At 44.1% G+C, this 11,226-nt stretch carries 12 protein-coding genes; 2 read left to right on the top strand and 10 right to left on the bottom strand.

Annotated features, from left to right (window positions below):
- Positions 1–90: 90 nt before the first annotated feature.
- Positions 91–477 carry a kinase-associated lipoprotein KapB gene (kapB, locus tag HMPREF0083_RS25110; RefSeq protein ID WP_021624792.1) on the top strand — a complete coding sequence of 129 codons (387 nt, stop codon included), beginning with the start codon at positions 91–93 and terminating at the stop codon, positions 475–477.
- Positions 478–521: 44 nt separating this feature from the next.
- Here the strand turns inward: kapB and HMPREF0083_RS25115 are convergent, their stop codons facing one another.
- A complete protein-coding gene (locus tag HMPREF0083_RS25115; protein WP_021624793.1) occupies positions 522–704 on the bottom strand; it encodes a type II toxin-antitoxin system antitoxin in 183 nt (60 codons plus the stop codon).
- Between the two features lie 3 nt (positions 705–707).
- Positions 708–1,550 (bottom strand): SPFH domain-containing protein, encoded by an 843-nt coding sequence (locus HMPREF0083_RS25120; protein WP_021624794.1) that lies wholly within the window; start codon positions 1,548–1,550, stop codon positions 708–710.
- A gap of 185 nt (positions 1,551–1,735) precedes the next feature.
- Here HMPREF0083_RS25120 and HMPREF0083_RS25125 point away from each other — a divergent pair, with 185 nt between their 5' ends.
- On the top strand, positions 1,736–2,044 hold the full coding sequence (locus HMPREF0083_RS25125) for a MerR family transcriptional regulator (RefSeq protein WP_040305044.1): 309 nt from the start codon (positions 1,736–1,738) through the stop codon (positions 2,042–2,044).
- Positions 2,045–2,354: 310 nt separating this feature from the next.
- On the opposite strand, the gene HMPREF0083_RS25130 is transcribed toward HMPREF0083_RS25125, so the two are convergent.
- The 8 genes from HMPREF0083_RS25130 to hppD are packed head-to-tail and all read right to left on the bottom strand — an operon-like array spanning position 2,355 to position 10,919.
- The gene (locus HMPREF0083_RS25130; RefSeq protein WP_040305047.1) at positions 2,355–2,657 is read right to left on the bottom strand and encodes a 4a-hydroxytetrahydrobiopterin dehydratase; all 303 of its coding nucleotides are present in this window, start codon (positions 2,655–2,657) and stop codon (positions 2,355–2,357) included.
- A 30-nt stretch (positions 2,658–2,687) separates the two neighbouring features.
- Positions 2,688–4,445, bottom strand: a complete 1,758-nt coding sequence (locus HMPREF0083_RS25135; RefSeq protein ID WP_021624797.1) for an aromatic amino acid hydroxylase — start codon at positions 4,443–4,445, stop codon at positions 2,688–2,690.
- A complete protein-coding gene (locus tag HMPREF0083_RS25140; RefSeq protein WP_021624798.1) occupies positions 4,445–5,887 on the bottom strand; it encodes a branched-chain amino acid transporter BcaP in 1,443 nt (480 codons plus the stop codon). Before HMPREF0083_RS25140 ends, HMPREF0083_RS25135 begins: the two co-directional genes overlap by 1 nt.
- A gap of 25 nt (positions 5,888–5,912) precedes the next feature.
- Positions 5,913–6,536: a flavin reductase family protein gene (locus HMPREF0083_RS25145; protein WP_021624799.1), complete on the bottom strand. Its 624-nt coding sequence runs from the start codon at positions 6,534–6,536 to the stop codon at positions 5,913–5,915.
- 12 nt (positions 6,537–6,548) lie between these two features.
- Complete coding sequence (locus tag HMPREF0083_RS25150) at positions 6,549–7,709, bottom strand: homogentisate 1,2-dioxygenase (RefSeq protein ID WP_021624800.1); 1,161 nt, start codon at positions 7,707–7,709, stop codon at positions 6,549–6,551.
- 14 nt (positions 7,710–7,723) lie between these two features.
- The gene (gene hisC / locus HMPREF0083_RS25155; RefSeq protein WP_021624801.1) at positions 7,724–8,830 is read right to left on the bottom strand and encodes a histidinol-phosphate transaminase; all 1,107 of its coding nucleotides are present in this window, start codon (positions 8,828–8,830) and stop codon (positions 7,724–7,726) included.
- A 20-nt stretch (positions 8,831–8,850) separates the two neighbouring features.
- The gene (locus tag HMPREF0083_RS25160) at positions 8,851–9,798 is read right to left on the bottom strand and encodes a fumarylacetoacetate hydrolase family protein (protein ID WP_021624802.1); all 948 of its coding nucleotides are present in this window, start codon (positions 9,796–9,798) and stop codon (positions 8,851–8,853) included.
- Positions 9,798–10,919: a 4-hydroxyphenylpyruvate dioxygenase gene (hppD, locus tag HMPREF0083_RS25165; protein WP_021624803.1), complete on the bottom strand. Its 1,122-nt coding sequence runs from the start codon at positions 10,917–10,919 to the stop codon at positions 9,798–9,800. The genes HMPREF0083_RS25160 and hppD overlap by 1 nt, the downstream gene beginning before the upstream one ends.
- Positions 10,920–11,226 lie beyond the last annotated feature (307 nt).

Consider the following 11,226-nt stretch of genomic DNA (forward strand, 5'->3'; position numbering starts at 1 on the left):
CTTTCTTCCATCTTATGGATAATCAACAGGCGTGTTAACACATAAAAAATTGGAAATATGTTATCCTGAAGAAAAAGAAAGGAGATTCCAATGACCAACATATCATTGAATCCAGGCGATTTAGTAACAGCATCTTACAAATCGGGAGAATACATAGGAGAGCTGGTAGAATTATATCTGCCACGCGTAGCAGTCGTAAAAATACTTGCAGTGCGCAAGCATCCGGAGCAAGGCGACTTACATCATCCTGGCCAAAGCAACGTTCCACTATTCCATCAGCGACGCGCACTCTCCTATCAGGAGAAAGCCTCTGTGCCAATCGCTACGGTGCATCCTTATGATGGAGAGGTGCCAGAGTATGAAGGTTCTCTACGCAAAGCGCTTGAAGAAGAAATCATAAAGCTACAGAATGATCCTTCTGAATGGGCCAAACGTTCTCTACATGAACTAGAAGCCCTCCGCAGCGAATATTTCTAAACAAAGAAAACGGAGTCGGCTACCACCGATTCCGTTTTCTTGTATCAATCCGTCTCTTCTTTTTTCTCCCGGGTGCTTGAAGATAATCGGCCTGTCTTGCGCACCGCCTCCCGCAACAAGAATTCAATATGCGTATTTACACTCCGAAACTCATCAGCCGCCCAGCCTTCCAACGCTTCATATAGCTTCGGATCAATACGGAGAAGAAACCTCTTTTTCTGTGACATGGGTTAATACAGCGATCCTGAATTAATAACAGGCTGGGCGGAACGTTCAGACACAATAGCTACCATCAAGTTATTAATCATAGCTGCTTTCCGTTCCTCATCTAATTCGAAGCCTTCGCGTTGAAATTCTTCAATTGCCATCTGCACCATGCCAACTGCACCTTCTACAATACGCTGTCTAGCAGAGACAATGGCAGAAGCCTGCTGACGCTGTAGCATCGCGCTGGCAATCTCGGTCGCATATGCCAGATGCGTAAGACGAGCTTCAATCACTTCCACGCCTGCTACTGATAGGCGGGATTGAAGCTCCCGCGCCAGTTCTGTCGCAACTTCATCCGTATTGCTGCGTAGAGAATACCCTTCCTCCTTGAAGTTATCATACGGATAACGGCTTGCAACATAGCGTAAGGCCGTCTCACTCTGAATTTCTACGAATTGTTCATAGCTATCTACATCGAACGTCGCTTTTGCAGAATCAACGACTTTAAACACGATGACTGCCGCAATTTCGATAGGATTTCCTTCTACGTCATTTACCTTTAATTTCTTGCTATTAAAATTCCGCACTTTTAAGGAAATTTTACGGCGTATCGCAAATGGAACACCAAGCCATAGCCCGCTCTTCCGCACAGTACCAAGATAGTAGCCAAAAAAGATTAATACTGCTGCCTGATTCGGCTGCACGGTAAAAATACCACTCGTACCAATTGCAGCAAGTGCAATACATAGCACTCCCAACAAGGGATTCTGGGAGAAAATGAGGAAATAGACGCCAGTGACAAGCAGTACGATAAGCAATAATACGCCTAAAAAACCATTAACTGCCCATGCTTGCTTTTCTGTCATGATGTTGTCTCCTTTATGAAGTATTTAGATATCATTTTGATATTACAATGATATCACTTTTGTATGTATTTGTAAAACAAAAATTCGATTTTTCAAATGTGAGATTACCTGACAAACAAAGCGAAGAATATAAATAAAATGTGATATATTTAAACAAAAAAGCCAGGAGGAAAGGAGAAGTCAGATTGTCTTACAAGGAACGAAAGGTAATTACGATCGGCATCGTCAGCGAGCTAACTGGCTTAACGGAGAGACAAATTCGTTATTATGAGGAGAGAAAGCTTATTACACCAGATAGAACACGCGGAGGTACACGTAAATTCTCTTTTGCAGATGTAGAACGTCTCGTACAAATTTCCAATCATATGGAAGATGGTCTACAGACATCAGAAATACGCCGCATGGAGCAAAAGGCAATGAGACAGGACAAAGAGCTGCGTGAACGCATGCTTCGCGGGCAGCTTAACGCAGCGTTTCCGCAACGCAATAAATAGCCCCCAGCTACACTACACCTTATGCATAATTAATATTGTTCACTACAGACATTTTCTCGGCAAAATGATTAAAAACCTTGTTAGAAAATGTACCGCATCCAAACACAAAAAAGAAGAGTCCATTATAATCAAGATATCACCATCACATTCAGGTGTATCTCTCTCTTAATAAACTCCCCTCTAATTGCCGCAGCGTTTACTCTCCAACGCTACGGCTTTTTTTGATTCTGCTTTTTTCCTTCCTGACAATAAAGTGAAACTTCAATCAGAGTCTTACTTCCTCCCAGATCCAAACAAACGCTTCACCGCATTAAACTGAAGATATCTGTTGACTCCGATAAATCTCATCTATTTCTTTAGCGGATTGAATATCCAACTCCGTCAGCCCGCCTGCACTCCACGTAGTCAAACGCAGTGTAACCAGCTTATAATCAATCGCAATCATTGGATGATGCACCAGACGCTCCGCCAAATGTGCCACTTGATTGACGAACTTTATTCCATCAAGAAATTCCTTGAACCGATATTTTTTCTCAATCCATTTCTCATCTTTACGGTTCCAACCAGAGAGTTCAGCTACGCTCTCTTGAATTTGTGATTCCGTTAGCTTCACCCATCTCACCTGCTTTCTTATAATAGAGAACTAGACAGGCTGTTCTGTCGAATCAGAGACGCTAAGCAACATAAGGCCGTTCTCGATTAACTCTTTGTTTTCTGGCTTTCTGGATAATTCATCCAATTGCATACGCAAGCGGCTCTTTATATGCGACATTATATTTCTTTGTGTAGCAATCTCAAGAATTTCAAGACGAAGCAACCAATCTTCCGGATACTTTATATCCAGCGTCTCTGCAATCGTTGTAAGCTCTCGTTCTACTCTTTCGATGCCCATATCACTTTCACGAATAGTACGTACTTTTTGATACATTTCGTGTAGCTTTCGCTCACGTTCGCTCCACTGTGGAGACGCTTTAGTTAGCAAGGATTTTTTATCAGTATGGGCCGAGAACTTCTCCTGATCGGCCGCTCCGGAAAATACGGAAGAGATTCGGGCGCCGACGGCCATATCGTACGTACCCCATTCCGGCTCAAACAACGTTTTACCATCAGACGTTTTGACAGTACAGCTCTCGAACCCTATTAGAATAATTTTGCCTTGATGGCGCTGTACATACTTAATTGTGCCAGTAACACGGATGCCGGACTCAAATTCCAGTTCCACCCTCGCTCCGTCCTCCATACCGTAAGCGGCTACCTGTTCATTCGACCATTCCTCCAAAGGTGTAGTGCTGCCTTTCAAGTACCCGATCGGTGAACCAAAACCGTCCTTATGGTACTCTTTGCCGTGTCCAGGAAGCTCCTTATTGTTCGTTGCCAATGCCACAGGTCCTGCCAATTGCATGTATGTCGCTTCGTTATTATCATCATATTCCAGACTGGTAATCACACCAGTAACCTGCAAACCAGATGTATAGACAGCCGTCGCAATATTTTCCGATTGGAGCGCTTTCATCAGACTTTCTGTACCACCTATCGAGCAGGCAAGACGCTTTTCCAGTTCTTCTACTGCGTAGATAAGCTCATCAAAATTGCGGCAGACAAACAGTTGAGGCTGGTAATCCGTAATATCATAGCCTGTTCCGATACAGGCATCAAGCGAGAATGGAAGTTTTTTCACATCCGATTTTAGACAACGCTTGCTTTCCCCTACAGAGGATAGCAAACCCGCCCCATAAATCTGTGGATTGTCTATCGTTCCAATAAGACCGTATTCAACCGTCCACCAGTATAACCTCGATACCAGCTGAATTTCCGAGACTTCTACGATCGCCTCTTGTGCCTCTCTCAGCCGCTGCTCCGCTTCGGTAACTTGCTTATGCGTAGCCATGGGATCCTCTTTTACCATTGATAGGTGACGAATTGCTTCATATAAATTATAGTCCTCTTTCGTCGACATGGCTTTTGCACCCAGTGCACCAATAAGTTTCACGAAGGAAGCATACTTCTTATCCTTCAAAATCGGCGCGTGTCCCGCCGCCTCATGCAAAATATCGGGTGCCGGGGTATAAGCAATATGTTCATGTGTACGAATATCTGTAGCAATTGGCAAAATACCATGTGCCTGAAAATCCATAAATGCAGCGGAAGAAAGAAAGCCGTCGATCGTTACGGCTCCCCAACCATACTTGGACAAGCATTCGTTCATCGCTTCAATACGCGGAATGGATTCTACGTCGATTCCTGTGGAACGAAGACCATCAATGTAGGCAGCATGTGCTCGCTCCCCAAGAAAGGCACGATTTTGACGCATAACATAACGCCAAACAGCCTGATTAATCGGCGTGTATTTCTCATATTCCTGGTCTACGACAAATTCACGTAGATGAGAAGGAATGTTCATTATAATGCCTCCTCTTTCGCTTTGTATTCCTCTTGCCCATTTTCATCGGAATGTGTATATTTCTCTTTGCCCAACATGCTGTTTTTATAACCATATGAAAAATATACTACGATGCCAAGTCCCAGCCACACAAAAAATCCAAACCACGTTATGGCTGGCAGATTTACAATTAAGTACCCGCAAAACAGAACGGCGAGAACCGGAATGAACGGCACTAAGGGAACCCTGAATGCACGTGGCAAATCCGGCTGTGTTCTACGTAGAACAAGCACGCCTATGGATACGACTATATAAGCAAATAACGTTCCAATGTTAACCAATTCAGCCAGCTTATGCAATGGAATTAACCCGCCGAATAAAGCTGCCAGTAAACCTGTCATCCATGTGTTCGCTACAGGCGTTTTGGTTACAGTATGGACTCTTGCCATCAACTTTGGAAGTAAACCATCCCGGCTCATAGCAAAAAAAAGCCGTGTCTGTGCATATAACAATACAAGCAGAACTGTCGTAATTCCTGTAATTGCCCCGATAGAAATAAAACCAGCGACCCAGTCCTGGTGGATGTAGCTCAAGGCAAATGCCACCGGGTTTTTCACATTCAGTTCAGCAAACGGTACAATTCCTGTAAGAATAAGAGAAACAACGATATATAGGCTCGTACAGACAGCTAGTGAAGCAATAATACCAATCGGCATATGGCGTTGCGGATTTTTCACTTCTTCCGCTGCCGAAGCCACTGCATCGAATCCAAGATAGGCGAAGAATACACTCGCTGCACCCGCAGCCACCCCAGAGAATCCGAATGGCATAAACGGTGTCCAGTTTTCCGGTTTTACGTACCAAGCACCAACGGCAATGAACAGTAAAACGACGGCTACCTTTACGATAACCATAATGTTATTCACGCGTGCTGATTCACGAATTCCCCGTGTCAGCAAAAATGTAATCAACAACACGATGGAAATGGCTGGAATATCGATATAGGTTCCTTTTTCAGCATCATAGGCGCTCGTTATCGCGGTCGGAAGTTCAATGCCGAAGCCGGCAATAAGTCCCTGAAAATAACCGGACCACCCGCTGGCGACTGCCGAAGCGGCCAATCCATATTCCAATATCATTGCCCAGCCCAGAATCCATGCCATAAATTCACCAAACGTAGCATAGCTGTACGTGTAAGCACTGCCAGTCACTGGCATGCTGGAAGCGAATTCCGAATAGCATAACGCAGCAAATACGCAGGCAAGACCGGAGATAATGAAAGAGAGAACAAGGGCAGGGCCAGCGTGTTCTGCTGCAGCTACCCCTGTCAGCACGAAAATTCCTGTTCCAATAATGCAGCCAACACCTAACATTGTTAAATCGACAGCACCAAGCGCTTTTTTCAACGTTCCTTCTTTCTTGGCTGTAAAATCTGTAATGGATTTTTTGCGAAATAAGTCCATTCTGTCTCTCCTTGCGACGATTTTGTTATTTAGTTGGCTGCTTCTTTCTCTCTAAGACAAACGTATCTGCTATTGACCTTGTATAGACCTGGCCCGCCATACGTCCAATTGGCTGCAGCTTTACGGTATCGATTTTACCATCAAAATACAATTCATCCTTAATATAAATGTTAACAACTTGCCCGATTACAAGACTGCCTCCACCTGGCTTATCGCCAAAGTGCAATACATCATGGAGTACACACTCCAAGTGCACATCGCTTTCCGCCACACGGGGCGGTTTGACGATTTGGCTGCTTTGCCTGGTGAGACCGACGGCATCGAATTCATCTACGTCAGGCGGGTATTCAATGGCACAATCATTCATTTGTTTTACAATTTTCTCACCAACAATATTTATAACAAATTCGCGTGTGGCCTCAATATTATTCAAGGTGTCCTTACGTGCACCATCTGTGCCCCTCAGCATAGGTGAAAAGCAGACGAGCATTGGCTCTGCAGAAATTGCTGTAAAAAAGCTAAATGGTGCAAGATTAGCCTGACCTGCTTCATTCATCGTTGAAACAAAAGCAATCGGACGTGGCAAAATGGACCCGATCATCAATTTATATGCCTCATTCCAAGGCAACGTACTCGGCTCAATGTTCATAGAAAGCCCCCCTTATTTTTGCGGTAACCAGCTATACATGTAGCTTTTATCTTCGTAGTCGTGTGCTTGCTTTACCACACGGAGCGGACGGAATGTATCGATCATAACGGCCAGTTCTTTCGTATCTTTTTTACCGATGCTCTCTTCCATCTTGCCTGGATGAGGACCATGCGGCAGACCGCTTGGGTGCAGAGTAATGGAACCTTCCTCAATACCACGGCGACTCATAAAGTCTCCGTCTGCATAATACAATACCTCGTCGCTTTCTACATTGCTGTGCACATACGGGGCAGGGATGGCTTCCGGGTGATAATCGTACAAGCGTGGAACAAATGAGCAGACAACATAATTCCATGCTTCAAACGTTTGATGAACGGGCGGCGGCTGATGGACGCGGCCCGTAATTGGTTCAAAATCGTGGATGCTGAACGCGTATGGATAAAGATACCCATCCCAGCCAACCGCATCGAGCGGATGAAAATCGAACAGATATGACGTCAGCATTCCTTGGGCACGCACACGCACTTCGAACTCGCCCTTCTCATCTTTAGCTTCAATCTTCTCTGGTGTTCTAAAGTCGCGCTCACAATATGGAGAATGTTCAAGAAGCTGACCATGCTCATTACGGTACCTTTTCGGCGGAACGATCGCGGAGTTCGATTCCACTACTAGAAACCGTGCTTCTTCCGTCTCAAGAACGACTCGATATGTGGTTCCGATCGGGATAATAATATAATCGCCTGAATGGAAGGAGAGCTCGCCGAAAATGCTTTCGATTTTGCCTTTTCCTTCATGGACGTATAGCATTTCGTCCCCTTCTCCATTGCGATAATAATACGGCATTTGTTTATTTGGCCGCGCAACCCCAATTGAAAGGTCCTCATTGGCCAGCATAATCTTGCGTGCTTCATAGAAATCTCCACCTGGCTCCGTATTCCATGTGCGGAAATGACGGTGCGCAAGCGCAGCCTTATCTTCAAATTCGAGACGAATGTCTTTGATTTTTGTCGCTTTTGTTACCTGGGTAGGAGGATTAATGTGATAAATGAGCGATTGGATTCCGGAGAACCCTTTTGTTCCCATTAGTTGTTCATAATACAGCCCGCCGTCCGGCTTCCGGAATTGTGTATGGCGTTTATGCGGGATGTTACCCATTTTTACATAATGTGGCATTCCGATTCCTCCTTTTATGACATAACTTCACGCAATGCTTGTATGAATAATTCGTTCTCTTCGGCAGTTCCCACCGAAACCCGAATCGTTCTGGCAAGCCCAAGCGCTTCTCCAGGCCGGACAATTATGCCTTTGTGCAGAAGTGCTTGAAAGACCTCTTCACCGGAACAAGAAAGCTTTATCATCACAAAGTTTCCTTGTGATGGGAAGCAGTCAAGTCCGAGCTTTGCCGTTTCCTGTTCTATGTAGCGACGGCCTTCATCATTTTGTGCCCTGCACTCTTGTACAAAATTCTCATCGTCCAAGGAAGCGAGTGCCGCAGCTTGTGCCATCCGATTTGTATTGAAGGGTTCTTTCACCTTAATCAGCTCCTGAACAAAGGCCGGATGCATAATACCGTAGCCAATCCGTAACGCAGCCAGTCCATAAATCTTGGAGAAGGTTCGCAGCACGATTACATTCGGATAGGAAGCTATGATAGATGCACAGTCAAGGTAATCGTCATCCGTTACGTATTCAAAATACGCCTCATCAATAATAAGGAGGATATGGTCCGGCACTTGCTGAATAAACGATTGCAGCTCGGCTTTACCCACGATCGTTCCTGTCGGATTATTCGGATTACACACGAAAATCATACGCGTTTTTTCATTAATGGCAGCCAACATGCCGTTTAAATCATGTACACCATCGATAAGTGGAACAATCCTCGGTACGCCGCCTTCAATTTTCACATTCGTTTCATAACGGGGAAACGTAATAGCAGCCATAACCGCTTCATCACCTTCACGAATATAACTGCGTGTTAGAAGGTGAAGAATTTCATCGGAACCATTACCGACAATAATCTGGTCTGGAGCCACCTGAAGCTTTTCCGCCAGCCTGTGCGCAAGCATAGGTGCAGTACCTTCAGGATAAAAAGTGATTGCACCCATCTCGCGCAGCATCGCTTCTCGCGCATGGGGCGAATAACCGAGTGGATTTTCATTGGAAGCCAATTTGATGATACGGCTAAGTCCAAGCTCTCTTTTCACTTCTTCAACCGGTTTACCCGGCTTATAAACACCGACATTCTCTAATTGTTTTCTTGCGATAATTTTTTGATGTCCTGCTATCGACATATCCAGTCCTCCGTCCTGCTTTAAATAATTTCATTGCGGAGCACGCCCAATTCCTCGATCGATAGTTCTACAACATCGCCTTTCTGCAGCCAGCGATGTATCTCAGTACCAAGCTCAAGAATACAACCCGTCCCCACCGTGCCTGAGCCGATGACATCTCCCGGATATAAGGTACATGCTTCTGAAGCACGTTCAATCATCTGAGCGAAGGAGAAGTACAAAGATTTCATATTGCCTTGGGATAGCAAGACCCCATTTACTGAAGCTTTCATTTCCAAATCATAATGCTCGCCACTGCGTCGTTCTTCCAATTCATCCTTTGTTACAAGGTACGGCCCCATCGAAGTAGCGAAGTCTTTGCCTTTCGCCGGGCCCAAGCCTACCTTTACCTCCTGACGCTGTATGTCTCTTGCACTCCAGTCATTGAGAATCATGAATCCCTCGATATATTCAAACGCTTCTTTCCGCCTAATATTACGACCTTCTTTACCGATAACACAGGCCACTTCCAGTTCGTAGTCCATCCATTCTGTATATTCAGGCTTTTCTATCGGTTCATCCGGCCCTTTAATAGCTGAGGCATTTGAAAAATAAAAAACAGGAAAATCGTACCATTCTGGAACAATGTCCAATCCTCGTCTCTTCCGTGCTGTTTTAACGTGTTCTTCAAAGGCATAAAAATCCCGGAAACTAGCCGGGCGAGGCAGCGGTGCCGCAAATTTAATTTCCTGTTTTTTCCCTGCAACAGGGAAATTTATCTCTGCTGTCTTATGCAAATGAATTAACCAATCCTTTCTTGCCTGAGACAAATTCAGATAGTCAAGTAAGGAAACAGGAGGGGAAATGTCTTCCCCTCTCGTTTTTGCCAAGTGAAGGTATGTTTCCTCCAAGTCATAAACGTTGCCGTTATGAATCCATCCTCCCCTTATTTTTTTATGGTCTGGTGTATAATAGCTGATAAATTTCATTAGATGTTGCCTCTGCGTTCCTGTTCACGCTCAATAGATTCGAATAGCGCTTTGAAGTTTCCATCTCCGAAACCGAGCGCACCTTTGCGTTGGATGATTTCAATAAACAGCGTTGGACGATCAACAATCGGCTTAGTGAAAATTTGAAGGAGATACCCTTCATCATCACGGTCAACAAGAATATTCAGAGCCTGTAGCTTTTTAATGTCTTCATCGATCTCTCCTACACGGCTTGTTAATTCTTCGTAGTACGTATCTGGCGTATAAAGGAATTCCACACCATTTTCCTTAAGAGCTTTTACGGTTGAAATAATATCATTTGTCAGTAGAGCCAGATGCTGTACGCCTGGTCCTTTATAAAAATCAAGATATTCTTGAATTTGAGATTTACGTTTTCCCTCGGCCGGTTCATTAATCGGGAATTTAATACGTCCTGTTCCATTTGTCATTACTTTAGACATTAATGCTGAGTATTCCGTAGAAATGTCTTCATCATCGAATTGTTTCAGTACACTGAAGCCAAATACTTTTTCATAATACGATGTCCACTCGTCCATACGCTCTACATTACCCACAATATGATCGAGCCCTACAAGTCCTGTAGAAGTGGAAGGAACATCAAATTCAGCAGGTTGATAACCTGGTAAGAAAATGCCGTTATAGTCTGCTGTTTCAATGAGCGTATGAATGGTATCTCCGTATGTACCAATCACCGCTTTTTTCACCAACCCGCTCTCATCGCTTTCCGTCCATGGTTCTCGAATAGCAATGGCTCCGCGCTCAATCGCCCCTTTGTATGCGTCTTCCACATTTTCTACTTTCAAAGCGATATCTTTCGCTCCTTCACCGTGCAATTTAATAAAATCAGCGACTTCATTAGTGTCTTCCAATGCACCGGTCAACACGAAGCGAATCGTTCCCTGCTCAACAACGTATGATACGCGATCCCTACATCCTGTTTCCAAGCCACGGTATGCTTTTACATTGAATCCAAAAGCACGACAATAATAATAGGCTGCTTGTTTTGCATTTCCGGTGTAAATTTCTACATGATGAATATCCTGTACAGGGAAGATTTCCTCCTTGGTTAATTTTTTAACATCGGACAACTCTTTAGACATATCATTACCTCCTATTTATCTGTAATATTAGTTTGTTGCAAATATTTACCCTATTTTTATTTATTCGATTAATTAAAATCATATATTGTTTTTTTTATCGTTGCAAACGCTTACACTAACGCGTGTATACTGCACTACTTTAAAGTTAAATACAGTGTAAACAGGGTTTATTCAAGTCAAAAAAGATGTTTAGAGACAAAACAAAAAACACTCTTCTTCAATGAAGAGAGTGTTTGTTCGTTTCATGAATATGTATGTTATTTCTTCAATATAAAGTGGGCCTAGGCTGACTCGAACAGCCGACCTC

The organism is Aneurinibacillus aneurinilyticus ATCC 12856 (genome assembly GCF_000466385.1).
In the GTDB taxonomy this organism is placed as follows: Bacteria; Bacillota; Bacilli; order Aneurinibacillales; family Aneurinibacillaceae; genus Aneurinibacillus; species Aneurinibacillus aneurinilyticus.

Excerpts from the sequence above, each read along its gene's own strand:
- HMPREF0083_RS25135 (WP_021624797.1), bottom strand. The coding sequence starts at position 4,445 with ATGAACATTCCTTCTCATCTACGTGAATTTGTCGTAGACCAGGAATAT.
- HMPREF0083_RS25120 (WP_021624794.1), bottom strand. The coding sequence starts at position 1,550 with ATGACAGAAAAGCAAGCATGGGCAGTTAATGGTTTTTTAGGCGTATTA.
- HMPREF0083_RS25115 (WP_021624793.1), bottom strand. The coding sequence starts at position 704 with ATGTCACAGAAAAAGAGGTTTCTTCTCCGTATTGATCCGAAGCTATAT.
- kapB (WP_021624792.1), top strand. The coding sequence starts at position 91 with ATGACCAACATATCATTGAATCCAGGCGATTTAGTAACAGCATCTTAC.
- HMPREF0083_RS25160 (WP_021624802.1), bottom strand. The coding sequence starts at position 9,798 with ATGAAATTTATCAGCTATTATACACCAGACCATAAAAAAATAAGGGGA.
- HMPREF0083_RS25145 (WP_021624799.1), bottom strand. The coding sequence starts at position 6,536 with ATGAACATTGAGCCGAGTACGTTGCCTTGGAATGAGGCATATAAATTG.
- HMPREF0083_RS25140 (WP_021624798.1), bottom strand. The coding sequence starts at position 5,887 with ATGGACTTATTTCGCAAAAAATCCATTACAGATTTTACAGCCAAGAAA.
- hisC (WP_021624801.1), bottom strand. The coding sequence starts at position 8,830 with ATGTCGATAGCAGGACATCAAAAAATTATCGCAAGAAAACAATTAGAG.
- HMPREF0083_RS25150 (WP_021624800.1), bottom strand. The coding sequence starts at position 7,709 with ATGCCACATTATGTAAAAATGGGTAACATCCCGCATAAACGCCATACA.
- hppD (WP_021624803.1), bottom strand. The coding sequence starts at position 10,919 with ATGTCTAAAGAGTTGTCCGATGTTAAAAAATTAACCAAGGAGGAAATC.